Origin of the sequence: Nonomuraea sp. NPDC050404, from assembly GCF_040655495.1 — a bacterium.
In the GTDB taxonomy this organism is placed as follows: Bacteria; Actinomycetota; Actinomycetes; order Streptosporangiales; family Streptosporangiaceae; genus Nonomuraea.
Window position 1 is genome coordinate 31,697 of the sequence record NZ_JBFAKB010000036.1, and the last position, 25,709, is coordinate 57,405.

31 protein-coding genes are annotated in these 25,709 nt (G+C 67.6%); 13 read left to right on the forward strand and 18 right to left on the reverse strand.

Features of this window, described 5'->3' with window-relative positions; all coding sequences use genetic code 11:
* Positions 1–166: 166 nt before the first annotated feature.
* Positions 167–1,690 carry an MFS transporter gene (locus AB0I81_RS55040; RefSeq protein WP_360676750.1) on the forward strand — a complete coding sequence of 508 codons (1,524 nt, stop codon included), beginning with the start codon at positions 167–169 and terminating at the stop codon, positions 1,688–1,690.
* Here AB0I81_RS55040 and AB0I81_RS55045 read toward each other — a convergent pair.
* Complete coding sequence (locus AB0I81_RS55045) at positions 1,677–2,840, reverse strand: MFS transporter (protein WP_360676752.1); 1,164 nt, start codon at positions 2,838–2,840, stop codon at positions 1,677–1,679. The two genes, AB0I81_RS55040 and AB0I81_RS55045, sit on opposite strands and share 14 nt — an antisense overlap.
* A 58-nt stretch (positions 2,841–2,898) precedes the next feature.
* On the opposite strand from AB0I81_RS55045, the gene AB0I81_RS55050 reads away from it, so the two are divergent.
* Positions 2,899–3,255, forward strand: coding sequence for a MerR family transcriptional regulator (locus AB0I81_RS55050; RefSeq protein WP_360676754.1), 357 nt, complete (start codon positions 2,899–2,901; stop codon positions 3,253–3,255).
* Positions 3,256–3,270: 15 nt separating this feature from the next.
* Here AB0I81_RS55050 and AB0I81_RS55055 read toward each other — a convergent pair whose 3' ends face one another.
* The gene (locus AB0I81_RS55055) at positions 3,271–3,756 is read right to left on the reverse strand and encodes a prevent-host-death protein (protein WP_360676756.1); all 486 of its coding nucleotides are present in this window, start codon (positions 3,754–3,756) and stop codon (positions 3,271–3,273) included.
* A gap of 239 nt (positions 3,757–3,995) precedes the next feature.
* Between AB0I81_RS55055 and AB0I81_RS55060 the strand changes: the two genes are divergently transcribed.
* Positions 3,996–4,466 (forward strand): hypothetical protein, encoded by a 471-nt coding sequence (locus AB0I81_RS55060; protein ID WP_360676758.1) that lies wholly within the window; start codon positions 3,996–3,998, stop codon positions 4,464–4,466.
* Between the two features lie 31 nt (positions 4,467–4,497).
* On the opposite strand, the gene AB0I81_RS55065 is transcribed toward AB0I81_RS55060, so the two are convergent.
* Both AB0I81_RS55065 and AB0I81_RS55070 read right to left on the reverse strand, forming a co-directional pair.
* Positions 4,498–4,755, reverse strand: coding sequence for a winged helix-turn-helix domain-containing protein (locus AB0I81_RS55065; RefSeq protein ID WP_360676760.1), 258 nt, complete (start codon positions 4,753–4,755; stop codon positions 4,498–4,500).
* A 20-nt stretch (positions 4,756–4,775) separates the two neighbouring features.
* Positions 4,776–5,054 carry a winged helix-turn-helix domain-containing protein gene (locus AB0I81_RS55070; protein ID WP_360676762.1) on the reverse strand — a complete coding sequence of 93 codons (279 nt, stop codon included), beginning with the start codon at positions 5,052–5,054 and terminating at the stop codon, positions 4,776–4,778.
* A 297-nt stretch (positions 5,055–5,351) separates the two neighbouring features.
* Between AB0I81_RS55070 and AB0I81_RS55075 the strand changes: the two genes are divergently transcribed.
* The gene (locus tag AB0I81_RS55075; RefSeq protein WP_360676764.1) at positions 5,352–5,636 is read left to right on the forward strand and encodes a hypothetical protein; all 285 of its coding nucleotides are present in this window, start codon (positions 5,352–5,354) and stop codon (positions 5,634–5,636) included.
* 385 nt (positions 5,637–6,021) lie between these two features.
* Here the strand turns inward: AB0I81_RS55075 and AB0I81_RS55080 are convergent, their stop codons facing one another.
* From AB0I81_RS55080 to AB0I81_RS55095, 4 genes are read right to left on the reverse strand one after another with little or no spacing between them, the layout of a single operon-like run.
* Positions 6,022–7,167: an acetyl-CoA C-acetyltransferase gene (locus AB0I81_RS55080; RefSeq protein ID WP_360676766.1), complete on the reverse strand. Its 1,146-nt coding sequence runs from the start codon at positions 7,165–7,167 to the stop codon at positions 6,022–6,024.
* A 57-nt stretch (positions 7,168–7,224) separates the two neighbouring features.
* Positions 7,225–7,932, reverse strand: a complete 708-nt coding sequence (locus AB0I81_RS55085) for a hypothetical protein (protein WP_360676768.1) — start codon at positions 7,930–7,932, stop codon at positions 7,225–7,227.
* A 27-nt stretch (positions 7,933–7,959) separates the two neighbouring features.
* Positions 7,960–8,721, reverse strand: a complete 762-nt coding sequence (locus AB0I81_RS55090) for a class F sortase (RefSeq protein WP_360676770.1) — start codon at positions 8,719–8,721, stop codon at positions 7,960–7,962.
* 6 nt (positions 8,722–8,727) lie between these two features.
* The gene (locus AB0I81_RS55095) at positions 8,728–9,381 is read right to left on the reverse strand and encodes a hypothetical protein (protein WP_360676772.1); all 654 of its coding nucleotides are present in this window, start codon (positions 9,379–9,381) and stop codon (positions 8,728–8,730) included.
* 268 nt (positions 9,382–9,649) lie between these two features.
* Between AB0I81_RS55095 and AB0I81_RS55100 the strand changes: the two genes are divergently transcribed.
* A complete protein-coding gene (locus AB0I81_RS55100) occupies positions 9,650–9,919 on the forward strand; it encodes a hypothetical protein (protein WP_360676774.1) in 270 nt (89 codons plus the stop codon).
* A 280-nt stretch (positions 9,920–10,199) separates the two neighbouring features.
* Here the strand turns inward: AB0I81_RS55100 and AB0I81_RS55105 are convergent, their stop codons facing one another.
* Both AB0I81_RS55105 and AB0I81_RS55110 read right to left on the reverse strand, forming a co-directional pair.
* A complete protein-coding gene (locus tag AB0I81_RS55105; RefSeq protein WP_360676776.1) occupies positions 10,200–11,042 on the reverse strand; it encodes a class F sortase in 843 nt (280 codons plus the stop codon).
* Positions 11,042–12,301: a hypothetical protein gene (locus AB0I81_RS55110; protein WP_360676778.1), complete on the reverse strand. Its 1,260-nt coding sequence runs from the start codon at positions 12,299–12,301 to the stop codon at positions 11,042–11,044. Before AB0I81_RS55110 ends, AB0I81_RS55105 begins: the two co-directional genes overlap by 1 nt.
* Before the next feature lie 311 nt (positions 12,302–12,612).
* Here AB0I81_RS55110 and AB0I81_RS55115 point away from each other — a divergent pair, with 311 nt between their 5' ends.
* Both AB0I81_RS55115 and AB0I81_RS55120 read left to right on the forward strand, forming a co-directional pair.
* On the forward strand, positions 12,613–13,758 hold the full coding sequence (locus AB0I81_RS55115) for an acyl-CoA dehydrogenase family protein (protein WP_360676780.1): 1,146 nt from the start codon (positions 12,613–12,615) through the stop codon (positions 13,756–13,758).
* Positions 13,759–13,809: 51 nt separating this feature from the next.
* Positions 13,810–13,971 (forward strand): hypothetical protein, encoded by a 162-nt coding sequence (locus AB0I81_RS55120; RefSeq protein WP_360676782.1) that lies wholly within the window; start codon positions 13,810–13,812, stop codon positions 13,969–13,971.
* Between the two features lie 137 nt (positions 13,972–14,108).
* On the opposite strand, the gene AB0I81_RS55125 is transcribed toward AB0I81_RS55120, so the two are convergent.
* Positions 14,109–14,966, reverse strand: coding sequence for a hypothetical protein (locus AB0I81_RS55125; protein ID WP_360676784.1), 858 nt, complete (start codon positions 14,964–14,966; stop codon positions 14,109–14,111).
* 219 nt (positions 14,967–15,185) lie between these two features.
* Positions 15,186–16,055, reverse strand: a complete 870-nt coding sequence (locus AB0I81_RS55130) for an aldo/keto reductase (protein ID WP_360676786.1) — start codon at positions 16,053–16,055, stop codon at positions 15,186–15,188.
* A 219-nt stretch (positions 16,056–16,274) separates the two neighbouring features.
* Here AB0I81_RS55130 and AB0I81_RS55135 point away from each other — a divergent pair, with 219 nt between their 5' ends.
* A complete protein-coding gene (locus AB0I81_RS55135; protein WP_360676787.1) occupies positions 16,275–16,733 on the forward strand; it encodes a bacteriocin immunity protein in 459 nt (152 codons plus the stop codon).
* Positions 16,734–16,900: 167 nt separating this feature from the next.
* Here the strand turns inward: AB0I81_RS55135 and AB0I81_RS55140 are convergent, their stop codons facing one another.
* Together AB0I81_RS55140 and AB0I81_RS55145 are read right to left on the reverse strand one after the other, a co-directional pair.
* Entirely contained in the window at positions 16,901–17,068 is a 168-nt protein-coding gene (locus tag AB0I81_RS55140) for a hypothetical protein (protein ID WP_360676789.1), read from the reverse strand.
* A gap of 11 nt (positions 17,069–17,079) precedes the next feature.
* A complete protein-coding gene (locus AB0I81_RS55145) occupies positions 17,080–17,421 on the reverse strand; it encodes a hypothetical protein (RefSeq protein ID WP_360676791.1) in 342 nt (113 codons plus the stop codon).
* 161 nt (positions 17,422–17,582) lie between these two features.
* Between AB0I81_RS55145 and AB0I81_RS55150 the strand changes: the two genes are divergently transcribed.
* Complete coding sequence (locus tag AB0I81_RS55150; protein ID WP_360676794.1) at positions 17,583–18,338, forward strand: XRE family transcriptional regulator; 756 nt, start codon at positions 17,583–17,585, stop codon at positions 18,336–18,338.
* Between the two features lie 10 nt (positions 18,339–18,348).
* Positions 18,349–18,816, forward strand: a complete 468-nt coding sequence (locus AB0I81_RS55155) for an NUDIX domain-containing protein (protein WP_360676796.1) — start codon at positions 18,349–18,351, stop codon at positions 18,814–18,816.
* Between the two features lie 25 nt (positions 18,817–18,841).
* Here the strand turns inward: AB0I81_RS55155 and AB0I81_RS55160 are convergent, their stop codons facing one another.
* Entirely contained in the window at positions 18,842–19,768 is a 927-nt protein-coding gene (locus AB0I81_RS55160; RefSeq protein ID WP_360676798.1) for an RNA polymerase sigma-70 factor, read from the reverse strand.
* 135 nt (positions 19,769–19,903) lie between these two features.
* Between AB0I81_RS55160 and AB0I81_RS55165 the strand changes: the two genes are divergently transcribed.
* The 3 genes from AB0I81_RS55165 to AB0I81_RS55175 all read left to right on the forward strand — a co-directional run bounded on the left by AB0I81_RS55165 (position 19,904) and on the right by AB0I81_RS55175 (position 21,753).
* The gene (locus tag AB0I81_RS55165; protein ID WP_360676800.1) at positions 19,904–20,740 is read left to right on the forward strand and encodes an SDR family NAD(P)-dependent oxidoreductase; all 837 of its coding nucleotides are present in this window, start codon (positions 19,904–19,906) and stop codon (positions 20,738–20,740) included.
* A 100-nt stretch (positions 20,741–20,840) separates the two neighbouring features.
* Positions 20,841–21,317: a TIGR03618 family F420-dependent PPOX class oxidoreductase gene (locus tag AB0I81_RS55170; protein ID WP_360676802.1), complete on the forward strand. Its 477-nt coding sequence runs from the start codon at positions 20,841–20,843 to the stop codon at positions 21,315–21,317.
* 73 nt (positions 21,318–21,390) lie between these two features.
* Positions 21,391–21,753 (forward strand): hypothetical protein, encoded by a 363-nt coding sequence (locus AB0I81_RS55175; protein WP_360676804.1) that lies wholly within the window; start codon positions 21,391–21,393, stop codon positions 21,751–21,753.
* On the opposite strand, the gene AB0I81_RS55180 is transcribed toward AB0I81_RS55175, so the two are convergent.
* The 3 genes from AB0I81_RS55180 to AB0I81_RS55190 form a co-directional block, all read right to left on the reverse strand.
* A complete protein-coding gene (locus tag AB0I81_RS55180) occupies positions 21,746–22,501 on the reverse strand; it encodes an alpha/beta fold hydrolase (RefSeq protein ID WP_360676806.1) in 756 nt (251 codons plus the stop codon). The two genes, AB0I81_RS55175 and AB0I81_RS55180, sit on opposite strands and share 8 nt — an antisense overlap.
* A gap of 15 nt (positions 22,502–22,516) precedes the next feature.
* Positions 22,517–24,739: a SpoIIE family protein phosphatase gene (locus tag AB0I81_RS55185; RefSeq protein ID WP_360676808.1), complete on the reverse strand. Its 2,223-nt coding sequence runs from the start codon at positions 24,737–24,739 to the stop codon at positions 22,517–22,519.
* 123 nt (positions 24,740–24,862) lie between these two features.
* On the reverse strand, positions 24,863–25,567 hold the full coding sequence (locus AB0I81_RS55190; protein ID WP_360676810.1) for a metal-dependent transcriptional regulator: 705 nt from the start codon (positions 25,565–25,567) through the stop codon (positions 24,863–24,865).
* Positions 25,568–25,709: the final 142 nt, after the last annotated feature.

The following is a 25,709-nucleotide window of genomic DNA, read 5'->3' on the forward strand; positions in this document are numbered from 1 at the left end:
GGTAGGACATTTCGCTCTCGTTCCGGCTCGTCGGTTTGTTCAAGATGGAGCCCATGTCATCGGTCAACGAACTTTTCGGCTACCTTCCGATCACCGAACGCCCCGGCCCCCTACGCGGCCCTGCTTCCGATCATCTGAACGACCGGTCTGGGAGCTCTGCAGTCTCATGACCGCTACCGACCTCGGGCACCGCGCCGGGCCAAAGGAGTGGATCGGGCTGGCCGTACTGGCCCTGCCCACCCTGCTGCTGTCGCTGGACCTCACCGTGCTGCATCTGGCCGTGCCGGAGCTGAGCGCCGACCTGCGGCCCAGCAGCACCCAGACCCTGTGGATCATCGACATCTACGGCTTCATGATCGCCGGCTTCCTGGTGACGATGGGCACCTTGGGCGACCGGATCGGCCGCCGCCGGCTCCTGATGGGCGGCGGCGCCGCTTTCGGCGCCGCGTCGGTGCTCGCCGCCTATGCCACGTCCGCCGAAATGCTCATCGTGGCACGGGCGCTGCTGGGGATCGCCGGCGCGACACTGATGCCGTCCACGCTGTCGCTCATCAGCAACATGTTCCGCGACGCCCGGCAGCGCGGGCTGGCCATCGGGATCTGGGCGACCATGTTCTCCGCGGGCATCGCCATCGGGCCGGTCGCCGGTGGGGCGCTCCTCGACCAGTTCTGGTGGGGTGCGGTGTTCCTTCTCGGCGTGCCGGTCATGGCGCTGCTGCTGGCCGCGGGACCGTTCCTGCTGCCGGAGTTCCGTGACGCGAAGGCCGGGCGGCCCGACCTGGCCAGCGTGGCGTTGTCGCTGACGATGATGCTCCCCGTCACCTACGGCATCAAGGAACTGCCCAAGCACGGCCTGGGCCCGGTGCCCGTACTCGCGATCGCCGTTGGCCTGACGGCCGGGGTGCTGTTCGTCCGGCGGCAGCGCCGGCTGGCCAATCCGCTGCTGGACGTTAGCCTATTCACCAGCCGCGCCTTCTCCGGCGCACTGGTGACCCTGCTGGTCAGTACCGGCGCGGTGGGCGGCATCTACCTGTTCGTCACCCAGTACCTCCAACTCGTCGAGGGTCAGTCGCCGCTGCGGGCCGGCTTGTGGCTGCTGCCCGCCGCCGCCGCCATGATCGTCTCCTCGATGGTGGCCCCGATCATCACGCGCCGGGTACGCCCCGGCGGTGTCGTCGCCGCCACGCTGGCGATCTCCACGCTCGGCTACCTGCTGCTGACTCAGGTGGACGCGAGCGCGGGGCTGCCGTTGCTGGTCTGCGGGTTCGTCCTGGTGTACGCGGGGACCGGCCCGACCACCGCCCTCGGCACAGATCTGGTCGTCGGCTCCGCACCACCGGAGAAGGCGGGCGCCGCCTCCGCGCTCAGCGAGACCAGCACCGAACTTGGTGTGGCGCTGGGCATCGCCGGCATGGGCAGCCTGGGCACCGCCGCCTACCGGGACCAGATTCCCGCCGACGCGCCCGACGCCGTCCGCGACACCCTCGCCGGAGCAGTCGCGGCGGGTACCGACGGCGCGCTGCTGGCCACCGCGCGTGAGGCGTTCACCACCGCTCTCACCACCGCGGCCACCGCCGGCGCGGTCCTCACCGCCGCCGTCACCGTCCTCGCGGTGATCTTTCTCCGCCGTGTACGCCCCACCGGCCTCCCCGAGACCGGGACGCCGGCTCAGGCTCTCAAGCGACCGTGACGGGCACGGGTTCGCGGCGCGGGATGGCGGCGTAGCTGATCGCGAGGGCGGCCAGGCTCAGCGCGGCGGCCACCAGCCCGAGCCAGCGCAGCCCGTCCAGGGCCACGAGCCCACCCCCGAGCGCCGACCCGGCCGCGATGCCGAGGTTGAACGCGCCCACGTTCACCGACGTCGCCAGCGTGGGCGCCTGACCGGCCTGCCGCAACATCAGGCTCTGCAGGATCGGCGTGGTGGCGGAGGTCAGCAGCCCGAAGACGAGCACGGCGAGGACAGCGGGCCCCGCCCACAGCACCGCGAAGGGGAAGAGCGCCAGCACCACGGCCAGTCCGGCGAACGTGCCACGGACGGTCCCGGCCAACGAGCGATCGGCCAGCCTTCCCGCCACCAGGCCCCCGACCAGGCTGCCCGCCCCGTAGACGAACAGCAGCGTGGAGACCGCCGCCGGGCCGAATCCGGTGATCTCGGTCAGGGTCGGGGCAAGGTAGGTGAACACGGTCGAGGTGGCCGCCAGCCCGACCGCCGTGGTGGCGATCACGACCAGCACCCGCCCCCGCAGAACCGTGGCCACCTCGGCCCGCACGCTGGTGGCCGGGGCGTCCTGGCGGGGCATAAGAACGGCCAGCAGCCCGGTGACCGCCAGCGCCAGCCCGGCCAGCACCGCGAACGGCGTCCGCCAGCCCGCGCCCTCGCCCAGCAACACCCCCACGGGCACGCCCAGCAGCGTCGCCACCGAGAATCCCGAGGCCACGGCGGCGATGGCGGTGCCCACGCGGTGCGGCTCGACCACGCGGGTGGTGACCATGAGCGCCAGGGTCAGGAAGGCCGCGTGGCTGAGCGAGGCGACGATCCTGCCGACGATCAGCAGCTCGTACGAACCGGCCGCCGCGCAGATCGCGTTCCCGGCGGCGAACAACACCAGCAACCCCAGCGCCAGCCCCTTGCGCGGCAGCCGCACGGTCGCGATCGTCACCAGCGGCCCGCCGATCACCACGCCCAGCGCGTACGCCGTGACGGTCTGCCCCGCCGTGGCCACCGAAACGCCCAGGTCCTCGGCCACCTGAGGCAACAACCCGGCGATGAGATATTCGGACGTGCCGACCACGAACACGCTCACCATGAGCACGGCCGGCACCACAAGACTTTTCTTCATGCGGGCACGCTAAAGTCTCACATGTATGTGAGAGTCAACCGGCGGTGAGGGAGGTCACATGCGCATCGGCGAACTCGTCCGGCGCACCGGGGTGAGCGAGCGGCTCCTGCGCTACTACGAGGAGCAGGGCCTGCTGTGCCCTTCACGCCATCCGGGCAGCGGCTACCGCGAGTACACCGATTCCCACGTGGACGCCGTCCGCCGCATCCGCAGCCTGCTCGCGGCCGGGCTCGGCACCTCCGCCATCGCCGCCGTCCTGCCCTGCCTGGAAACCGACGGCGAACGCCTGGCCCCCACCTGCCCGGACGTACTGGGACAACTGCGAGCCGAACGGGACAGGATCGACCGCGCGATGCGGAACCTGAGCGAATCCAGGGACGCCTTGGACCTGGTCATCACGGCGGCGGGCCGGTAACCATCCGTCTGCCGCTCAGCCGCCGTCAGTCCAGTACTTTTGCAGCCTGCTGAGGGCCTCCTCTTTGGTCATACGCGCAACCTCGCCCTCTTCCAGACCCACCAGCCACTCGCGCAGTTGGTCATCATCGCTGAGACTGATCAACTGCACCAGCCCCCAGTTCTCGCGGTGATTGGGCGCATCGAGCAGGTGATCCTTCCAGTCCTCCGCGTACTCACGTAGCGCGCGCACCATCTCGGTGACTGCCTCGTCGAACGTCCGACCGTCCGCCGCGATCGGCAGCCCTGGAATGAAGATGGACCAGCCACCGTCCTCTGACACCGCCTGCGCACGAGACGGAGCAACCGCCGCGAGAAGGTGACGCAGCCGCTCGACGTCGACGATGGCGGTTCGGGCCGTCTCCCGGCTCATGGTAGCCACACGACCTCTTTCGGCCGCGTCCAAGAGCGCTTTCAGATGCGCGCGGGCCTCCGAATAACTGTCAAAATGAACGGCCATCATGGCGGCACACCTCCACTGCAGCGTGCCTCCAGCTTGCCGCCCCGTGGGCAAGTACGTCACGTACTTGGACTCAGGATCCGCAGCCTGCTCGCGGCCGGGCTCAGCACCTCCGCCATCGCCGGCGTCCTGCCCGCCAAGCCCTCGACCTCGTCGTCACAGCGGCCCAGCGGTGATCAGCGGCTGAGACGTCATGGCCTGAGCCGCCTTCTGCGGAACCGTCCTGCTCTAGGCTGCTTCAGGTGAATCAGCCGCCATATCAGCAATATCCCGCACCAATACCCCCACCGGGCAACGATCCGCCCAGGAAGCGACTGGGGCTGATCACCGTGCTCGTCGTTGCGGCTTTCCTCGGCGTGAGCGTCCTGGGCGTCGGCGGATACCTGGTCTTCCGCGCCGTGACCAAGCCGGCGCACAACCCCGTGACCGCGGTCATCCTGCAGCCGGACGAACCGGAATCGAAAAAGGATGAGATCAGCCGGCGCCTGGTGACGATGCCACAGATTGAAGTGGTCTTCCGCGCTTCAGCCGACGAGTTGCCCGAGTGGTTTCCGGGGAGCCGCCCATGGGGCGACATTCATCCTGAGGCGTTTCTGGTGAAGCTGCGCCCGGGCATCGACGCCGACCCCTTGAAGGAGAGCATTCGCACCTGGCCGGGGGTGCACATGGTCACGGACGTCACCGTCACCGACAAGACCATCGGCACCGGGTGAAACCGACCTGATCTCCGCGGCGTTGACGCCGTCACTCGCCCTGTTCGGCGGCTTGGAGCTTCTCGGCGGCCCCTTCGAGCACATACGAGCCGGTGCCCGCTTCCGTCTCCACCAAGCCCGCTTCACGCAACGCGCGATGGACCTTCTGCGCGACCGTGTTCGACATGCCCCACTCGACCATCAACTCGTGTATGGTCGGCACCCGATCGCCGGGCCGGAGCTTGCCCGTGCGGATTCTCTCCACGATGGCGGCGTACGCCTGCCGCCACTTCGACCGGCTCGGATGCATGCGGCGACCCGCCTGGCCGGTCAGCGGTTCTCGCCGGATGGCGCGGCATCTTCATCCGGCCATTGCTCCGCAGGCTTCACGAACGTGCCCCGGCCACGCTGCGTGACGAGCCAGCCCTCTTTCTTCAGCACAGCGATGCCGGCCCGCACGGTATCGCGGCCCAGTTCGTGCATCTGCATCAGCCGCTGCTCGCTCGGAATCGCCCTGCCTGCCAGCAACTCACCCGAGCGGATCTGCCTCCGCAGGAGCGACGCCAGTTGGAGGTACAGGGGCTCGATCCCATCGTGATCGATCGACATGGTCATGGATGGTAAATGTCCGCCACCATCCCCCTTCGACCGCCCACGTTTGGCGACGGGGGCAGACGTTGGCAAACGTTTGGTCTACACTGACGGTCATGCATCCACACTGAGCCGGTTCCGGACCGTCAATCCGGGACCATGGCCCCGCCCTCGGCCGGAGGGCCCCCAGGAGGCGGGGCCACCACAAGCACCGCCCTCGAAGGATGCTCCGCGCCACCGCCGTCCGGGTGCCGCAGCGGAGGAGGCCCCATCCTCCGAGGGCGGCACTCACACGCGACCATCCTGGAGGCCGGTATGAGCTTGGAGGATTTCCATGGTCCGCACCCAAAACCCGCGAAGGAGGGGCATACCAAGATCGACTGGTCCAAGTCGGTGCGCAGGTCCGCCTTCATCAGGGTCCGGGCTCACACTTGTGACCACGAGCCCACCACGTACGAGCTGTGCGCGGCGGGCGGCCTGGGACACATCCGCCGGACCGAGCGGACGGCCGGCGGCAGCCGGGTCAGCGAGAGCCCTTGGCTGCGCGACGCGGAGGCGAAGAAGCTGTGGAACGACCTGCTCGAAGGAGACGCGCGTTAGGACGTGGCGGCGGCCGGTCGTTAATTCGGTTGCACGGGCACCTGGTGTCCCCATAGCCTCTTGGACATGCGCCTTTACCTGTAATTCGCAAGCAAGCCCCGTCCCCCGTTCAGCCATGTGACGCGGCAGCTCGCAGACCGGCTCTCGATGCGATGAGCCGCGTCGCCGAATTACGTAGAGGAGCTTTGTATGTTCATCCGTGCCAGCAACAAGAAGAACCGGCCCAACCTGCCCGTGGTGCGGCCGATGCCCAAGATGCCGCAGCGGCCGATCGCGCCGCCGCGCCGCATCCCGCCCAAGGGCCGATAGACAACTACCTGGATGGTAGTTAGAGACGGGCGCCGCCTCCTCTGTTACGCCCGGAGGCGGCGCCCGCACCCTTCTTTCAGAGCCGTTCGATGATGGTGACGTTGGCCTGGCCGCCACCCTCGCACATCGTCTGCAGCCCGTACCGGCCGCCGGTGCGCTCCAGTTCGTGCAGGAGCTTGGTCATCAGGATCGCTCCCGTGGCACCGAGCGGATGGCCGAGCGCGATGGCGCCGCCGTTGGGGTTGACGGTGGCCGGGTCGGCGTCCAGTTCGTGCATCCAGGCCAGCGGCACCGGGGCGAACGCCTCGTTGATCTCGACCACGTCGATGTCGCTCATCGACATGCCGGCCTTCTTCAGCGCCCGCTGGGTGGCGGGGATCGGCGCGGTCAGCATGTAGACGGGGTCGTCGCCCATGAGCGCGAGCTGGTGGATGCGGGCGCGCGGGGTCAGCCCGTGGTCGCGTACGGCCTGCTCGGAGGCGATCAGCACCGCGCCCGAGCCGTCGGAGATCTGGGAGGAGGTGGCGGCGGTGATCTGCCCGCCCTCCTTCAGCGTCTTCAGACCGGCCATCTTCTCCAGCGTCGTGTCGGCGCGCGGCCCCTCGTCGTCCGCGACCTCGCCCCAGGGCGCGATCTGGTCCTTGAAGTGGCCGTTGGCGATGGCCTTGGCGGCGCGCTGGTGGGACTCCATCGCGTACTGCTCCAGCGCCTCGCGCGTGTAGCCCCACTTCTCGCACATCAGTTCCGCGCCACGGAACTGCGAGATCTCCTGCTTGCCGTACCGCTCGACCCACTTGTTGCCGAACGGGAACGGCATGCCGATGTCGAGGGCCGCCTTGATCGACGAACCCATGGGCACGATGCTCATCGACTCGACGCCGGCCGCCACCACCATGTCCTGGGTGCCCGACAGGACCCCCTGGGCGGCGAAGTGGATCGACTGCTGCGAGGAGCCGCACTGCCGGTCGATCGTGACACCGGCGGTGGTCTCGGGCAGACCCGCCGACAGCCAGGCATTTCTCGCGATGTCCATGCTTTGGGGGCCGAACTGCATGACACACCCCATGATGACGTCCTCGACCGCCGCCGGGTCTACGCCGGTGCGGTCGATCAGCGCCTTCAGCGTGTGAGCGGCCAGGTCAGTGGGGTGGACGGTGGAAAGGCCGCCCTTCTTCTTGCCGACCGGGGTGCGGACCGCCCCGACGATGTACGCCTCTGCCACAGTGCCTCCTGGAAACCGAGCATTATTCGGTTACTAGGGGCAGGGTACAACAGAACGTCATTCGGGCGCAGGGTCCGTTTCCTCCTCCTGCGCCTCCTCCTCCGGCTTCTCCTCCTTGGAGACCGCGAGATCCTCCGCCGAGTCGATGCGGAACCGCCACCGGTCCACGGCGATCCCGTTCAGCGCCTCGGCCAGCTCCAGGGCGAGCGCGCCCAGCTTGACCGGGTCCTCACCCCGCAGCTCGATCGCGGTCAGCTCGGTCGCGAAGGGCAGCAGCTCCTGTACGGCCGGAGGCTGCCCCTTCTGCGGCACCAGCGCGGCCTTGATGTCGCCCGCCGTGAACGCGAACTCCTCTTCCTGCTGCTCCAGCAGCGGAGCGAGTTCTTCGGCGGTCGGCCGTACCGGCAGGATGACGGCCGGGCCGCTCTCGCCGGCGTCGTCGGCCGGATCGCTCACCTCGCCCCGGCACACCGCCAGGCCGCCGAGCCGGAAGGCCAGGCCCTCGGCCAGGTACCGGTCGAAGAAGTCCAGCGGCAGCGGGCCCTCGCCGGCCACCCGTACCGCCCACACCTTCTCCAGCACGCCGCCGGTCAGCTCCGCACCGGCCTCGACGGGCGCGCACACGCGCACGTCCACCGCCAGGATGTCGTCGCCGTCCCGCCGCGCGCCCGGATCGGCGAGCTGGACGATCCGCAACAGCTCATCGGGGTCCGGTTTGGCGGGCAGTGCCGCCGTGGGGCCAGTACGCAGTCTGCGCTTCGCCATCCAGCCCATTTGTGCCCGCCTCCGCGCTCAGCTTCGATAGGAGCTCGTCATCGTGGCGTACACGATGACGTTGTCGGTGTAATGCCCGGTGCGCCTGTTGTAGACGCCACCGCAGGTGATGAGGTGAAGCTGGGCGTTCTGCTGCTCCCCGTACACCCGCTGGGTCGGGAAGGTCTTCTTGCTCGCCTGCTCCACGCCGCCGACGGTGAACACCGCGGTCGTTTTATCTTGGCGCTTGACCTCGATGGTGTCGCCGTTCTTGATCTCCGGCAGACGGGAGAAGACGGCGGGCCGCGTCGCGGTGTCCTTGTGCCCCAGCAGTACGGCCGGGCCCACCTCGCCCGGGGTGGACATGTTCCGGTACCAGCCGGCCAGGTTGGCGTTCTGCGACGGGGGGACCTCGATCGTGCCGTCCTTTTCCAGGCCGACGGACTTGATCGGTGCGTTGATACCCAGGCGCTTGATCACGATTCTGACCGGGGTGGAGGGCAGCATCGGGGGGGCCGGGGTGATCTGCGGCAGCGGGGGTGGCACGTTGGCGGGCGCCTGGAACCACGCGTCCTGTGCTTCGCCGGTGTTCTTCGGTTGTGCCTGTACGCCGAGTTGGTCTCGGCTGCCCTGGAGGTCGTACTCGGCGGGCGACTTCAGCACGATCACCAGGCCCGCCGCGACCGTCACCACACCGGCTATGGCGGCCACGATCAGGACCGCCCGCAGCGCGTTGCTGCCCTTGTTCCCGGGGGCCGGCGGCGGGGTGGGGGTGCCGCCGTAGGGATAGTAGCCCGACACCTGCGATCAGTCCTTGATGGAACGACGTCGCATGACCAGCCCACCGACCGCCGCCGCACCGATCAGACCCGTACCAACCAGCACGAACAGCCGCCCGTCAGGACCCGCCATCCCACCGGCACCCGTGTCCGCCCCGGCCTTGGGGGTCTGGGACTTCCTGGTGGTGCTCTCGGTGGGGGTGACCGTCACCGTGGAGGTGTGGGTCGTGGTGGGGCGGGGGGTGGTGGTCGTGGGGGTCGGAGTGGGGGTCGGGGTCGGGGTGCTCGTGCCGTTGCCCACCGTGAACGTCCACGTCTTGAGGTTCGAGGTGGGGGCCGTGCACTTGATCGCGGGCGAGGTCGAGGAAGTGCCGAACGCCAGGTCGCCCGGGGTCAGCGTCACGGTGCCCGTGGTGGTGGGCTTCACCTTGATGGTGACGGTGGGGAGCGTGGTGATGTTCGAGCCCACCGAGACGCTGGTGAGTGTGGCCTCGCCGGTCGCGGTGGCCGGGGTGCCCGCGCCGCTCGCCTTGATCGTGGCGTAGAGCTTGGGGCTTGTGGTGGGGAAGCCTGTGGGGACCGGGAGCGTGCTGCCGGTCTGGATGGTGCCGGTCCAGGTGATGGAGGCGTCGGCGTTGGCGGAGGCGCTGGTGGGGGTCGTCATGGCGACCTTGATGTCCACGTCGAGGGGGTAGTCGGCGTCGGTGGCGCTGTTACCGAGGTCGCAGTTGTAGGCGATGATGTCGTCGCCGGTGCCGTTGCCACCACCCGTTTGGACTGCAATCGACAGGCTCGTTGTGGGCGTAGCCGACTGGTAGGTGCAGTTAGTAGTCTCCGCTGTCCCACCGTTGGGCGGCGTAGCGGTGATCTTGAAGCTTTGTGTGGTATCTGCGGTTCCCGGAGACAACGTTACCGGGCCGCCACTGCTGGGTGCCGTCACTGTGGCGGTCATGGTGTTCGACGTCGGCGTATACGTTGTACCGGCCGCGCTCACCGTGCCGGTGTGCGTCCCCTTCAACGAGGCAGGCGTGCCGCCCCCAGCGACAGTGAGAGTGCCCTCGATCGAAATCGCGGTCTGCGCCACCAAGTTCTTCGTCGCGGTGAAAGAAGTGGGCATCGTCCACTTCACGCTGGCTGTTCCACTGGGCTCTACGGTGTCAGGCGCCGTAACCGTGACCTTGATGCCGGTGGCCGCGAAGAAGCCGCCCGTGCAGTCGTAGGTGACGTCCATCGTCTTGTCCGCCGCTGCCTGCGCTGGAGCCGACAAGGCGAAGACGGAGCAAACGGAGACGACGAGCGCACCCATCAATCCCAACGCGGACGTCTTATGGGCGAGGCGTCGCCTCACCTGGGACATAAGCACGGGTCCTTCTCCGTTTCAACGCAGTGTGTCAACGAGTCGTGCCAGAATTCCAGCCGTTGGTCACGGTTCGGTTGAGATCCTACGAACTGTCCCTGTCAACTTCCCGTAAACCATCAAATCGGCCCCATCTTTTCATCTCAACCCTTCTTCTTCGACAACGTTGCGTACACGACGATGTTGTCCGTGTAGTGATGGGTCTTCTTGTTGTAGACGCCACCGCACGTGATGAGCCGAAGTTGAGAGCTGTCCGTGTTCCCGTACACCCGCTTGGTCGGGAACGAGCTCTTGCTCGCCTGCTCGATCCCGCTCACCGTGAACCGGGTGACCTTCTTGTCCGACCGGTACACGTAGATGTGATCCCCCTTCTTCAACTCCCGGAGGCGGTCGAAGACGGCGGGCCCCTTGCGGGTGCTGACGTGCCCGTTGATGATCGACGGGCCGGCCTCCCCCGGCACCGGCGAGTACTTGTACCAGCCCGTCCGGTTGGGCTTGCTGAGCGGAGGCGTGGTCAGGTTGTTCTTGGCGTCCATCGTGACCGTGCCGATGACCGAGTTCACCTTGATGCTGGGGATCTTGATACGGGTCGGCTTCGTCGCGGCCTTGGCGGTCTTGGTCTTCGGCTTCGGGATGGCCGGCACCTCCGGGAGGGCCGCCAGCGGGGGCGGCGCGTCCAGGCGTGCCGGGATCAGGGGTTTGTCCTTACCGCCGGGGCCCACCGTCGGCGAGAGGTTGAACGCGCCCGCGTTCTGCATCTCCACCGTGCTCGGAATCGTCTCGGGCGCGGCCTGCGGAGCCGCGAGCGGCCGTGAGCCGTCGTCCACCGGGGGCGCCAGCGACAGCAGGCTCACCATGACCAGCCCGACACCGCCCAGCGACCCGGCGATGAGCAACCCCGGCAGCGCCCGCTGCATCGGCGTCTGCGGCGGCGTCGGGGGCGGTGGCGTCGGGGGCCCCTGCATGGGCATCTCCTGCTCGGCCATCACAGCACCCCTCCCGCATGCTCGGCCCGCCGCCTGCGCAGCAGCAACCCGCCGCCGACGCTTCCCATCACGACCGCCATACCGCCGGCCATGAGCCCGTACGGATGCCCCTCATCCGGCGCGACGCCGGTCTCGACCCCGCCGCTGGGTGTCTTGGCGACCTGGGCCCTGTAGTACTTGGTCGCGGTCGGGCCGGTGCTCTTCGGGGTGGACGATGACGATGACGAACTGGTTGCCTGGGGCACGACGACCACGTTCTCCAAGTTGCCGACGTCGTTGTTGTCGTTGTCATTCGGGTCGTCGGGGTCGTTCGGATCATCCGGATCATCGGGGTCGTCCGGGTCGTCGGTGGGCGGGTCCGTCGTGGGGTCGTCCGTCGGGTCCGGCTTCTCGCCCACGGTCACCTGCACCGACGAGGGATTGACCGGGGTGCACTTCGCGCTGTGGTAGCCGGTCGGGGTCTGGGCCGTGGTGGTGGACACCTCGAAGGCGTCCAGCCACATCGTGCCCTCCGCCGAGGCCTTCTGGACCCTGATCGTGTGCTCGCCGTAGGTCAGCTGGGGCGACTCCCACAGCGTCTTGCCGCCGTCGAGGTCGTCGTTGACGGGCGTGTCGTCGGCCGACCTGGAGGGGTCCACCGTGGCCCTCTTCACCCCGTCGATGTAGATGTCGACGGGGCTGGAGTCCTTGTCGGTCGGGCCGATGTACTTCACGCCGGTGCCGACGAACGTCAGATCGGCGAAATCGCCGTTCCCGACGGTCTGGTGCAGGTCGTTGTGCACGTGGTTCTCGGACGCCGGGCGGTCGTCGATCGAGATCCAGCCGCTGCTGTACTTGATCTGCATGTCGCTCGGGTTGTCGGCGTCGTCGCCGTCGTTGACGATCGATTCGCCGTCCGGCGGGGTGAAGTCGAGGTCGATGTCCTTCGGCGTGATCGTGATGACGCCCGCCTTGTTGGTGAGGCCGGGGTCGTTCAGCATCTCGGGCAACTGGAGCGGATCATCGGGGCGCAGCGCGCCCTCCGCTTCGGCGCTGCCCTTCGGCATCAGGTCGCCCACCCAGGAGCTGCGATGTTCGACGTGGCCGGTGGCGTGCACCTGGCCGCCCTCGTCGAAATACCCGGGCGACTGCAGCCGACTGCCATCACCGGTGTAGTTCAGCTTCCAGGTGAGGTTGAGCGGGTCTCCCACCACGAGGTCGGTGGCGAAGGTGAGATTGGTCCGGAGCTTGACCGTGCCGTGCCGGACGATGCTGCTCACCCCGGTCGGCGTACACGTGTAGTCGATGAGGAGGTCGGCCGGTGCGGCCGATGCGGGCACCTGGTGCAGTGCCCCTAACCCTAATGTCGCCACCGACCCAAGCGATGCGGCGATCAACGCCTTGCGCCACCGACTCACGGAGACTCCGATCACCCACAACTAGACCGAGGGTAGATCTTAGGGTCGGAAACACCTGCAACACATGCCGAATCAGGCATCTTCCACCACTTGTAATGAACCCGTGTCCGCCGCTTCACGCACCGGGTATACCTCTCGGTAACAGAATGGAATTCTGCAGCGGGAGACGACTGATGCGGCGAGACCTCTTCGACGACGAACACCTGCTCTTCCTGGACACCGTGCGCGAGTTCATGGCCCGCGAGGCCGTACCGCACCACCCCCAGTGGGAGAAGGACGGCATCGTCCCGCGTGAGGTCTGGAAGAAGGCCGGCGAACTGGGCATGTTCGGTTTCTCGGTGCCGGAGGAGTACGGCGGGGCCGGTGTCAGGGACTTCCGGTTCAACGCGGTGATCGTCGAGGAGATCATGCGGAACGGTGTCACCGGGCTCGGCTTCTCGCTGCACAACGACGTCATGGCCCCGTACATGGTGGATCTCACCAACGACGAGCAGAAGCAGCGCTGGCTGCCCGGGTTCGCCAGCGGTGAGCTGATCACCGCGATCGCCATGAGCGAGCCGGGGGCGGGCAGCGACCTGCAGGGCATCAGGACCACGGCCATCCGCGACGGCGACCACTACGTCGTCAACGGGCAGAAGACGTTCATCACCAACGGGATCAACGCCGACCTGGTCGTCGTCGTGGCCAAGACCGACCCGGACGCGGGCGCCAAGGGCACCACGCTGATCATGGTGGAGCGGGGCATGGAGGGGTTCGGGCGGGGGCGCAACCTGGAGAAGGTCGGGTTGAAGGCGCAGGACACGGCCGAGCTCTTCTTCGACAACGTACGCGTGCCCGTCGCCAACCGACTCGGCCCCCGCGACGGCGAGGGCTTCTTCCAGCTCATGCACAACCTGCCGCAGGAACGCCTGTCGATCGCGGTGGCGGCGGTGGCCGCGGCGGAGGCCGTACTGGAGCAGACCATCGAGTACTGCAAGACCCGCCAGGCGTTCGGCCGCACCATCGGCTCCTTCCAGAACACCCGGTTCGTCCTGGCGGAACTGGCCACCGAGACGGAGATCGCCCGCCACTACGTCGACAAGTGCATCCTGGCACTCAACGCCGGCGAGCTGACCGCGGTGGACGCCGCCAAGGCCAAGTGGTGGACCACCGAACTGCAGGGCAAGGTGATCGACCGCTGCCTGCAACTGCACGGCGGGTACGGCTACATGACCGAGTACCCGGTGGCCAAGGCGTGGCTCGACAGCCGGGTCCAGACGATCTACGGCGGCACCACCGAGATCATGAAGGAGATCATCGGCCGTTCCTTCGGGTTCTGATCCTGATTCGTCACTGCGCGGCGACGCGGGTCCGGCCGCATACTGGACGACATGGACAGCGGCCTGATCCTCCTGGTCTTCCTGGCGTTGCTGTTCGCCTGGGGCCTCAACCGCGTACGCCGGGCGATCCGCCTGGGACCGATCGGCTATGCCGGCGTGATGATCGTGTTCGTCATCGTCATGCTGCTGCTCTGGGGCCAGACCAAGATCTAACGGGCGTCCGGATCACAGGGAACGTGGCCGGCCGGCCTCATGAACGTGCGGAGAGCCGCCTGCCCATGCGTGGGCAGGCGGCTCTCCGTTGCGACGCCTGAGGCCGAGGGTCACTCAGCCCCGATGTACGTGTGTCCTCACTTGACCTTCTTGGCCACGCTCTCCGGCGCGCCGGTCAGCTTGCGCTTCGGCGTCTTCTTCGTCTCGAAGACGCTGTCCGAGCTCTCAGAGGACTCCGGGGATTCCGGGGCGGGCGGAGTGGGCGGGACCTTCGGGCCGAGCAGCTTGTAGACGATCCCGAGCTCCCTGACGTCCTGGGCCCGCAACGGCACCGCCGGATCCCGTAGGACAGCCGTGGGAGCGGTGGTGTGAATCGGTCCGGCCTTGTCGAGCTGGAGTTGCGTCCGCGTGCCGGCGGGACGCCTGAGCATCTGGTATTTCTTGGAGAAATAGACATGGTCGTATTTCTGCAGCCACTCGGTGAAGCCGACCGACACCTTCTCTGTTTCCACGGGATCGGTCGCGCCCTTCTCGCCCTGCGCGTAGTCCCTCGTGAAGAAAATGCCGATGGCGAGACGCTGCGAATGAAGATGGTTGTCGTCCACCCCGTCGAGTTTGGCGATATCCTTCTGGAAGTCATTCCTGAAGTCCTTCGCCCGCCCGATCGACTGGGTCTTCACCTCGACGATGACCTCGTCTTCGTAGTAGTTGGCGACGCTGCCGTTGAGGACGAAGTCGGCCACCTTGGGCTTGTTCCCCGTCGTCGTGTAGACCTTGCGGGTACCGGGTTCACCCAGGTCGGCCCAGAGGTGCTTGCCCTCGATGTAGGCGGTGAGCGCGGTCCTCAGGGAGTCCTCCCATCCCTCGCCGGGCATGGCCCAGAACTTGGCGATGGTGTCGAGGTTGTTGTCGGCGTACTCGAAGAGCAGTTCAAGGAATGCTTCGGCGGTGAGGAGCCTCGGACCCTGCTGCGGAGCAATGGGCTGTTCGGTCATGATCTGTGCCTCCCAGGTTTTGTTTCGATCGGGCAGGCACAAATCTGAATGGACGCGCTCGCGGAATTATTGACGAGCAATAAACGCCCCGCTGAATCGGTATTATGCTCATTTTGCTCAGGCCGGCGAATGATCCAAAAATCCGAGAACTTGCGGATGTACGGACTCCTCAACCCCGACAAACTCCTCAACCTGCCCGCCTGCAATTAGACGGAGGCGTTACCGCAGGCGCGCCAGTTCCTCTTCGCTCAGCTCCAAGGTCGCGGCGCCGGCGGAGTCGATGATCGTCTCGGGCCGGCTCGCGCCCGGGATCGGGATGACGACCGGGCTGCGGGCCAGCTCCCAGGCCAGGCAGACCTGCTGCGGGGAGACGCCGTGCGCGGCTGCGATCTCGGTGAAGGCGGCGTTGCGCTCGCGCAACTCGTCCGTACGGCCGATGCCGCCCAGCGGGGACCACGGCAGGAAGGCCAGGCCCAGCTCGGCGCACACGTCGATCTCGGGCTCGCTGGAACGGAACCGCGGCGAGTACTCGTTCTGCACGCTCACCAGCCGCTCCCCCAGGATGGAGTGGGCGAGCCTGATCTGCGCCGGATCGGCGTTGGAGATGCCGGCCATCCGGATCTTGCCGGCGTCGTGCAGGTCCTTCAGCGCCCCGATGGTCTCCTCGTAGGGCACGTTCGGGTCGGGGCGGTGGTGCTGGTAGAGGTCGATGCTGTCCACGCCGAGCGCCTTGAGCGAGCGGTCGCAGGCCCGCTTGATGTGGGCCGGGCTGCCGTCCTTGTCCCAGCCGCCGCCGGGCACGCGGGTGCAGCCGCCCTTGGTCGCGACCAGCACGCCGCCCGCGTCGCCGCCCCACAGGGACAGGGCGCGCGCCACCAGGCGCTCGTTGTGGCCGACGTCCTCGTGTGAGGGCGTGTACGCGTCGGCCGTGTCGATGAAGGTGATGCCGGCGTCCAGGGCGGCGTGGATCGTACGGATCGACTGCGCCTCGTCCGGCATGTGACCGGCCACCGACATGGGCATGGCCCCAAGCCCGATGACCCCGACCTGGCGGTCTCCGATGGAGCGCGTCTTCATGGCGTTGTGCATGAAACCAAGCCTGCCCCCTGGAGTGGACTCCACGTCAACCGGGTACGGACATGCGCCCAGTAAGTGCTGATGGCCCGGCGGGCCTAGCATTGCCGAGGCTGGCGGTCGCCGCGTACGTGGGGGACACGGTGCTGCGCGACGCCCGGGCGGTCACCGACGGCGGTTCGTGGGGCATCCAAGTGGTAGTCCCGCGTACATGAGACATGCAGAATGCCTGGCATGGATCTACGTCCGGAACTGCTTCCCCCGCCCGTCTCCCAGGAGCGCCAGGAGCAGCTTGGGAAGGAGATCGACCGGATCGCGGAACTCATCGAAACCGGCAGGCTGATGGAGGCACGCGAGGCCGTCACCACGTTCAACATGCAGACTGGACACACCTACGAGCCGTCGGACTTCGCCGCTTACTGGGAGTCGCAGGATCTGGAGGGACTCGCCCGGGATGCCGCCCGCCCGGAGCGGCTAAAGGTGTCGGACATCACCCGGGAAGAACTCGCCGAAATTGTCCGCAGAATCATGAATGCAGACCCGGACTCCGACTACTACCTACGCCTGCTAGAGGCCAATGTGCTCCATCCACGCGTCAGTGATCTGATCTTCTGGCCGCCGGAAGAATCACAGGACGCCACAGCCGAGGAGGTTGTTGAAGCCGCTCTCAGGTATCGCGCCATCGCGTTGTGAGCGCGGGCCAGGAGTCTGGAACAGATCATCTGGGAACGGACAGCAGAAACCGCCAAGTGAGTCCGGACGACCATGGGCCCCCGTCCGGACTCACTTGGCGAGCCGCAGGTCACGCCGGATTCCTCCGAAACCATGCAGCGGACCTGACAAGCTGCCGAAAGGTCGATTCAGCTTGAAACCCTTGTTTCGGCCTTCAGATTCTCGACGAGCTCTTCCAAGGTCTTCCCACAGCGCACATTGGAACGGCCGCCGCCCCGGGGCACGAGGTTGGCGCGAACGGCCGCCCAGCCGCCGGCCAGGTCGTAGATCTGCCACTCAGGGAAAGCCCTGATCACCTGCGCTATCGTCACGGGCACGGATGCGCTCCGGCGAGCGGTGCCAGGGTCGGCCGGGACGCGCGCACGTCCGCGTAGCGGCGGGCAACGCGACGAGCTGCTCTCGCAGGCTCCAGGATGGGATGCCAGGCGTAGACGGCACGCTTCCGGCCGGCGTCCCAGCCCGTACGCCACCAGAACCGTTCGTGGTCACACCACACGACGAGGCCGACCCACACCGACACCAGCGCGAGCCCGTAGCCGTCGTGGACGTCGCTCGGAATGCCCAGGATGCTCAGCTCACGCTGCAACTGCTCAGCCGTGTCGAGCGACGACACCATGTGTCCGGGGCCGAATGCTTGGCCGGGGTTCATCCACCTACCTCCCAGAGGTGCGGTACCAGTGCGTCCAGTGAAGCGAGGCAGGCGGGACTTTGAAACTTCGCCGCAGCCTGTTGTCGGGACGTGTTACGTCACCGGAACACGTCCCGCAAAGGACTTGAAACGTCCTGGGACGTTCGCGTCCACTGGTATGTGTGAACGAACGCCTACGCACAGCGATGCTTCGTCACGGCGTGGCCCTGGAAGACCTGGCCACGACGTGCGGTGTGGAGCCGAAGACGGTCGAACGGTGGATCAACACGGCTCGGGTCCCGCATCGTCGGCATCGGTGGGCGGCGGCGAAGCTGCTGACCGCTGACGAGACGTACCTGTGGCCTGACGTGCTGGAGAGCAGCCAGTCACGTCGGGGTATGGCGACCAGGTCAGAGCTCGTGGAGGTCTTCCCCGACCGAGCCAGCGTTCCTCGCGCGCTGTGGTTGCGACTCCTCAGCGAGGCTCAGGAAAAGGTGGACGTTCTGGTCTTCTCAGGGACGTTCTTCGCCCAGACCCAGCCCAAGATCGCACGGTTGTTGACCGAGGCTGCGGGGCGCGGTGTCGAGGTTAGGTTGTGCTTCGGAGATCCCACCACGCAGTCCGTAGAGATCCGGGATCGCGAAGAGAGGCTCGGCGGAACGCTTGCTGCCAAGATCCGCTCATCCTTGACCTACTACCAGACGCTGCCCGACCTCGACAGGTGTGAAATACGCCTGCATTCCACCACGCTGTACGCCTCACTATTCCGCTATGACGACGACCTTCTGATCAACCCGCACGCGTACGGAGAACCTGCTTCGGCCAACCCTGCATTCCACTTCCGTCGTCTCGACGGAGGGACCATAGCCGAGCACTACATGTCATCCTTTGAGCGCGTTTGGGCCGGAGCTGTTCCATGGTCTGGCGCTGAGATCTGAGAGGCATCTCATGGGACGAGTCGAGTACTGGAACGACCCGGACGCCCCGAAGGCCAACAGCCTGGTGCCGGCCTGCGGGACGATCACCGTGGACGACGCGGGGCGCATCCTCATGCAGCGCCGGCGTGACACCGGCCAGTGGGCTCTGCCCATGGGCAAAATGGAGATCGGTGAGACGCCTTCCCAGTGCGCCGTGCGGGAGACCGAGGAGGAGACCGGCGTCCTCGTCGAGGCGGTCGACATCCTCGGCATCTACTCCGACCCCGGTCATATCGTGGCCTACAGCGACGGCGAGGTTCGGCAGGAGTACGAGGTGATGCTGATCGCACGTCCGGTCGGCGGGGAGCCGGGGGCCAACGACGAGGCCAGCGACGTCCGCTGGGTGGACCCGAGCGACCTGCACGCGTTGGACATCCACCTCACGCAATGGCGCCAGATCAACGACTACCTGGAACGGAAGTATCCCCACATCGATTGACCGGCATCCTCTGACCTGCGCCGGGTCATGGCGACTGCTGGTCGCGGCGGGTCTGCTTTTTCTCGCGGATGATCTCGTGGGCGTCGGCGAGAGGGCCGAGGTGTCGGAGTTTGTCGGGGTTGACGATCGAGCGGATGGTGTGGATGCGGCCGTCCAGGATGTCGAGTGTCCAGGTGTTGAAGATTCGGCCGTCGCGGTCGCGGATGAGCGCGCCGGGCTGGCCGTTCACCTCGTGTGGCTCCAGTACCGCGCCGATCTGGGCGAACGGCGGGATGGTGATGGACAGCAGGCGGGCGACCTTCGCGGCTCCGAAGACGGGGAGTGTGCTTCCGATCTTGCCGGCGCCGTCGTTGACCAACTGGACGTCGGCGGCCAGCAGTTGTTGCAGTCCTTCGATGTCGCCTTCCCTGAGGGCGTTGAAGAAGCGGCCGGCGAGCTGGTCGCGTGAGCGGCGGTCCGTCTCGAAGCGGGGGCGGCCCGCGTCCATGTGGCGGCGGGCCTGCACCGCGAGTTGGCGGCAGGCCGCCTCCGACCGCTCCACGGCGGAGGCGATCTCCCGGTAACTGAAGGCGAACACCTCCCGGAGCACGAAGACGGCGCGTTCGAGCGGGCTGAGCCGTTCCAGCAGGATCAGCGCCGCCATCGACACCGAGTCGGCCAGTTCCGCCGACCGCGCCGGGTCCTGGTAGGGGTCGGTCAGCAGCGGTTCGGGGAACCACGGCCCGACGTAGGCCTCGCGCCGGACGCGGGCGGAGCGCAGCACGTCGATCGAGATCCGGGTCACCGTGGCCGACAGGAATGCCTTGGGCGACTTGGGCTGGGTCGCGGAACCCTCGTAGCGCAGCCACGCCTCCTGGACGGCGTCCTCGGCCTCGCTCACGCTGCCCAGGATGCGGTAGGCGATCGCGAAGAGCAGCGGCCGTAGTTCCTGGAACTCCTCGATGCGGGTCACGCCAACCATTGTCATCGCCATGGCCGGGCGGAGGGGACAAGGTGTCGCAGGTCACACTCGGCTGAGCTCACATCCGTACGGGGCTGTCTCGTCTCGGGGGTTGTAACAGCCGAAACCGGTAGCAAGGAGCACGCCATGCAGAAGGTCTGGTTCGTCACCGGCTCGTCCCGCGGCCTGGGCCGCAACTTCGTGGAGGCCGCCCTGTCGCGCGGTGACCGGGTCGCCGCCACCGCCCGGAGCACCGAAAGCCTTAAGGGGCTGGTCAGCACGTACGGCGACGCGATACTCCCGGTGAAGATGGACGTGACCGACAGGGCCGGCGTGTTCGAGAGCGTGAAGCGCGCCAAGGAGCACTTCGGCCGGCTCGACGTCATCGTGAACAACGCCGGGCACGCCCAGATCGGCGCGGTCGAGGAGCTGAGCGAGCGGGAACTGCGCGACCAGATGGAGACCAACCTGTTCGGCGCGGTGTGGGTGGTGCAGGCCGCGCTGCCGTACCTGCGCGAACAGCGCTCGGGGCACATCATCCAGATGTCCTCGGCCGCCGGGGTCATCGCCATGCCGCTCGGCGGCGCCTACCACGCCTCCAAGTGGGCCCTGGAGGGGCTGAACGAGGCGCTCGCCGGCGAGGTCGCCGAGTTCGGCGTCAAGGTGACCATCATCGAGCCCGCCGGCTTCGCCACCCGCGACGGCAACAACCCCGACCCGCTCGCCAACGGCCACATGGCCACGACCGACCCGGCCTATGACGATCTCCGCCGGCGTCTCGGCGCGACGACGGGGAAGATGCCCGCGGGAGACCCGGCCGCCGCGGCGCAGGCACTTCTGAAGCTCGTCGACTCCGCCAACCCGCCGGTGCGGGTGCTGTTCGGCAAGGGCTTCCACCCGATGATCCAGCAGGTCTACGCCGACCGGCTCAAGACCTGGGACGACTGGCAGGACCTCTCGATCGAGGCACACGGCCGGCTTTGAGCTCCCCCGACCCTACGCCAAATTCGATCTGAACAATATTATCTATAACGGTACTATCTGCTATGGTCTCTTCTGTTGAAGCACGACTGAAGGGATGAAAATGAGCGAGTACCGTCCCGGCCAGGGACCCAGCCCCCGAGCCCTCACCGAGGAGGAGGCCGACCGGCTTCTTGGCGGGCAGCAGTTCGGTGTGCTGGCGACTCTGAAGCGCAGCGGCCAGCCGCACCTGGCCTCGATGGTCTACGGGTGGGACCCGCGAGAGCGGACGATCCGGATCCCGTCGGTCGCCGACCGCATCAAGGTCCGCCACCTCCTCAATGACCCGCGTGCGACCTTCCAGGTGCAGGGCGAGACCGTCCTGTCCTATGCCGTGGCCGAGGGTGCGGCGGAGGTCTCGGAAGTCACCACGGAGCCTGGCGACGCCATCGGTCAGGAGCTGCTGCGGTTGTTCGGGAACATCGACCCGGCGGACGAGGCGGAGTTCTTCGAGCGGATGGTACGAGACCGGCGTCTGGTCATCAGGCTCCGGGTATCGCACGTCTACGGAACGGCCCTGGACGGTCCCCTGAAACGATAAATCCCCCGGCGGGGCCTGGGTTCTCACCGTCGGGCCCGCGGAACTCCGAGATCGCCGGGGCCGTTGGACGGATATGGGGGGCAACGGCAACAACAAGCGGTTACGCAAGCGCAAGCGCAAACGCCATTACTGGGAGGAGGAGCCCCGGAAGCCGTGGGCCGTGTGGCTCGCCTGGGGCCTGCCGACGGCGGGACTGGCCATCGCCGCCGAGCTCTTCTACCTCCTCTACCTCGCCGAGGAGCAGGGCGGATCGAGTGTCCTCGGGGTCCTGGTGGCCGGCGCCTGCGCCGCCGCCGCCGTGAACACGGCGCTGCTGCACGACCTCGTCCACAACGAGTTCGACGACATGGGCGGCAATCCCTTCGTGGTGTCGCTCGTCGTGTCGGCGGCCGTGGCGGCGCTCTTCGTACCCGTCCAGCTCATCTTCTTCAACTGAGGATGACGCGCGCCACCAGCTCGGGATCGTCGCTCATGGGCACGTGCCCGCAACCCTTCAGCAGCTTGACCCGCTGCCCCGACCACCGCGCCGCGCGTACCGCCTGGCGGCGCAACAGCAGCCGGTCGTGCTCGCCCCACGCGATCACGATCGGCGACTTCGGCGGCGCCGGCGGCATCAGGCCGGTGAAGGATTCCAGGGTCTCCTCGAAGCCGGGCGCCCGGACCAGTGCATGGGTGGAGGCGATCAGGGCGGCCGGGTCGAGCCTGGAGGGGTGGGCGACCAGGAGGCCGGCGGCCACCGTACGCAGATAACGGTTCTCCGCGAGCCGCTCGATGGGCGCGGAACGCGCCGAGGCCCGCGTGGCGCGCAGCACCGCCTGGCAGTAGAGCAGCTCGGAACGGGACCAGAAGCCGGCCGGGGAGAGCGCGACCGCCGTGCTCACGATGCCGCGCGAGGCCAGCTCAAGCGCGATGTAGCCGCCCAGTGAGTTGCCCGCGACGGCGGGGTCGCGGATGGCGAGCCGGGCGCAGAAGGACTCGACCGCGTCGGCCAGGGACTCGGCCGTGTACGGGATGCCGGGCGGCAACGCCGGCGAGGCGCCGAAGCCGGGCAGGTCGAGCGCGATCACCGTATGGGAGGCGGCCAGCCGGTTCATCACCGGGAGCCAGCCCTGCCAGTGGTGGCCGATGCCATGGATGAGGATCAGCGGTGCACCGGTCCCCCGTCGTTCAAAGGCCAGATCCATGGCGCCAGTGAAGCATCACCTGCCGCGAGTGGGAATCTCGAACCAGACGGCTTTGCCTTCCCTGGTAGGACGCGATCCCCAGCGCCTGGCGAGCTGGTCCACCAGGTAAAGGCCGCGCCCGCCCTCGTCGTTCTCCCCCGCGCTGCGGATGCGGGGCAGGCGCAGGTCCTGGTCGAACACCTCGACCCAGACCGACTCCTCGCCCCTGCGCAGCCTGAGCGTGAACTCCTTGTCGCCGACCACCTCGTCGTCGAAGCCCGGCATGCCGTCCCAGGACTCCTCGAACGGCAGCGGCGGCCCCTCCACGACCAGCTCCCTGCGCGGCACGCCCGCCGTGGCGGCGTGCAGCACCACGTTGGTGACGACCTCGGAGACGAGCAGGCAGGCCAGCTCGGCCCGCTCCTCGGGCACGTTCCAGCTGGAGAACGCCTCCGCGGCCATCCGGCGCGCCTCGCTGACCATGATGGGCTGGGCGGGGAACGTACGGGACTCCACGTCGAGGTCCACGTCGCTGGAGCGGACCACGAGGATGGCCATGTCGTCGTCGATCTCGCCGGGCACCGCCACGGTGGCGGAGTCGGCGATGCGTTCGACCTCGGCGTCGGACATCTTGGCGAGCTTCTCGCAGAGCACGCCGAGCGTCTCGGCCTCGCTCGGCATCCGGCCGTCGCGGGTCGGACGGCGATCGACCAGGCCGTCGGTGTAGAGCAGCAGCGCCGCGCCCGGCGGCAGCGTGCGCGTCTCCTCCTTGTAGACCAGGTCGGCGTGCAGGCCCTTGGCGCGCACCCCGAGCGGCTGGCCGACCTCCTCGATGTCCAGCTCCACGCACTGGCCGTCGACCAGCAGCAGCGGCGCGGCGTGCCCGGCGTTGGCGAAGGAGAGCTGCCTGGACCAGGCGTCGTAGACCAGGTATTGGCAGGTCACGATGGGCGGGACGCTGACGTCCGCGCCGGTTTCCGCGTCCTGCTCGGGGGTGGCGATGATGCGGGTCCACTCGTCGAGCCTGGCCAGGATGTCGGCCGGGGACTTGTCGTCCTGCGCGAAGGCCCGCAGCGCGGCCCGCAACTGGCCCATGATGGCCGCGGCCTTGGCGCCCCTGCCCTCGACGTCGCCGATGACGATGCCGACGCGGCCGGCGGACAGCGGGATGACGTCGTACCAGTCGCCGCCGACCTGGGTCTGGATGCCCTGCCCGTGAGAGGCCAGCGGGGCGGCCGGGTAGTAGCGCACGGCGATCTGCAGCCCGTCGAGCTGCGGCAACGCGCGGGGCAGCAGGTATTTCTGGAACGACTCCGCCGTGTGCCGCTCCTCCTCGAACAACAGCGCGTTGTCGATGGCGAGCGCGACCCGGGTGGCGATGGCTCCCACGAAGTCGCGGTCGAAGGCGTCGTAGTGGGGGCTGCGGCGGTCGGTGAGGTTGGACAGGCCCAGGTACATCAGGCCCAGCGTCTCGCCGCGCACCAGCAGCGGGGCCACGATGGCGGAGGTCATGCCGATCTCGCCGCACAGGCGCGCGCTGCCCTCGTGCGGAGCGGGGTAGCGGCTGCTGGAGAAGTCCTCCACCAGGATGGTCTCCTGGCGGCGCAGTGCGGTGTCAGCGTAGTGGCCGGAGGGGTAGCGGATCTCCGCGCCCACCGGCTTCCATGTTCCCGACGGCGGCGTCCACCCCTGTACGTGCTGCGAGACCCTGCGGACGAGCCGGTCGCCCTCGGTCAGCTCGATGAAGCAGTGGTCGGCGAACTGGGGGACGAGCATCTCCGCGACGCGCTTGAGCGTCTCCTCGACGTAGAGGGAGCCGGCCAGCCGCTCGCCGATGCGCTCCAGCAGCCCGAAGCGGTCCTTCTCCCGCTCGTTGCTGCGCAGCGCCTCGCGGGCCATGATGACGATCCCCGTCACCGAGCCCGACGAGTGGCGCAGCGGCACGGCCTGCGCGCGTACGTAGACGATGGTGCCGTCGCCGCGCCTGACGTCGAACGTGCCCTCCCACACGCCGCCCTTGAGCACGTGCTTGGCCAGCTCGATCGCCAGCGGGTGGTCCTTCTCCATGATCCCGAGGGACAGTCCGGACGTGTCGCGCGAAGGCGCCGTACGTCCGAAAAGCCGCTCGGCGAATGGATTCCAATAGAGGAGATTGCTGAAACGGTCTGTGACGACCACCGCCATTTCGGCGTGGTCGAGCACGGACCCGGCAGCAAGGTGATCAGCCGCTTCTTGTGACAGATCCCCCCATCGCTTCATCCGGAGACCACTCCTCGGGGTGGCGTGTATGCAAAGCGGACCACGAGCGCTCCTGCAACAGTCTTGGCCAGGGGAGAGTGGAGGGCCTCCCAGGAGGGATTCAACCAAGTAGTCGCGCGCGCGTCAGCGCTTGGAGACAAAAACGTGCGCGGCGACATCGCGCGGTAGCTCCGCGGGAGTGTCATTCGCGTCACTGTCACCTGTCACCCGTACACCGTCGTCGCTCGCCGCGAGCGTCACCTCGCGTCCGGGTTGTATCCCAACTTGCTTGAGTTTAAGCATCACAGCGGGATCGCTTTGCACTTGTTCGCTAATTCGACGCACGACGACTGGTGTGTCGCGTGTGCCTGCGAGGTCGCACATCGTCGTCAGGGTGTCGGTGCCGCTCTCGACCGGCTCCTTGGCGCCCAGCTCCGCCAGTCCGGGGATCGGGTTGCCGTGCGGGCAGGCGGTCGGGTTGTCCAGCAGCGTCACCAGACGTGCCTCGACGGACTCCGACATCACGTGCTCCCAGCGGCACGCCTCGATGTGCACCTCTTCCCAGGGAAGCCCGATCACCTGCGTGAGCAGGCATTCGGCGAGGCGGTGTTTGCGCATCACGCGCGTCGCCAGAGTGCGGCCCAGCTCGGTCATCGACAGGTGCCTGTCACCTTCGACGCGGACGAGCCCGTCGCGCTCCATGCGCGCGACGGTCTGGCTGACTGTGGGGCCGCTCTGCTGCAGGCGTTCGGCGATGCGGGCCCGAAGCGGGACGATGCCCTCTTCCTCGAGCTCGTAGATGGTACGGAGATACATCTCCGTGGTGTCGATCAGGCCGTGTGCGGTCAAGGCTCCTCCCAAATGAATGATAACGCCGGTCGTGGCGGGGACTGAGCCCGTCCGCTGCGGGCACATGAGTCAAGGGAACCCTATGGGGAGAACGACCGACGATGGCTAAGGACGGCAACAATGGGGCGGCCGAGTTCCTTCC